Below are 641 nucleotides of genomic sequence, written 5' to 3'. Positions count from 1 at the left end.
GATACAACCCAAGGGAGGCCACCCCCGACGCCACATCCCGGGAATGCTGGCCGGAGCTTCACAAGCGGGGGTTGCGATGTCCGAGGACGATTCGACCACCCAGGTCCGGGCCGAGGAGGCCCTGCGCCGCGCGAGCGCCTCGCTGCTGCTGCTGGAGCTGGGCGGCCACACCGCCACGGGCTTCGTCATCTCCTCCGACGGCCACGTCGCCACCAGCCTCCACGCGGTCGCGGGCGCGCGCGCCATCACCGCCGTGCTGCCCGACGGCCTCAGGACCCAGGTGGTCCAGGTGGCGGCCGTGGACGAGCGACGCGACCTGGCCCTCCTGCGCCTCACCCTTCCGGGCGTGGTGCCCCACCTGCCGCTGGGGCCGGCCACGCTGCCCACCGAGGGCGAGCGCCTCCACGTGCTCCAGGCCCGCGCGGGCCGCCCGCCCGAGCCCCGCCTCCTGGAGGTCCGCGCGGTGCAGGTGCTGGGGGACTGGCTCACCCTGTTGGAGCTGGCGCGCACCCTCCCCGAGGACGCGTCGGGCGCCCCGGTGCTGAACGCGCGCGGCCAGGTGGTGGGGGTCGCCACCGCGGCGCTCGCCAACGGCCGCGCGCTGGGGCTCGTCATCCCGGTGCGCTACGTCGGGCCCCTGC

1 protein-coding gene is annotated in these 641 nt (G+C 76.3%); it reads left to right on the top strand.

Going from position 1 to position 641, the window contains the following annotated elements:
* Nucleotides 1-76: 76 nt before the first annotated feature.
* Nucleotides 77-641 (top strand): S1 family peptidase (locus tag D7V93_RS43795; protein ID WP_147451719.1); only part of this gene is annotated, 565 nt, incomplete at its 3' end.

Origin of the sequence: Corallococcus llansteffanensis, assembly GCF_003612055.1 — a bacterium.
GTDB lineage: Bacteria > Myxococcota > Myxococcia > Myxococcales > Myxococcaceae > Corallococcus > Corallococcus llansteffanensis.
Note: the sequence above shows the minus strand (reverse complement) of the source record. Positions and strands in the feature narration are given on the sequence as shown.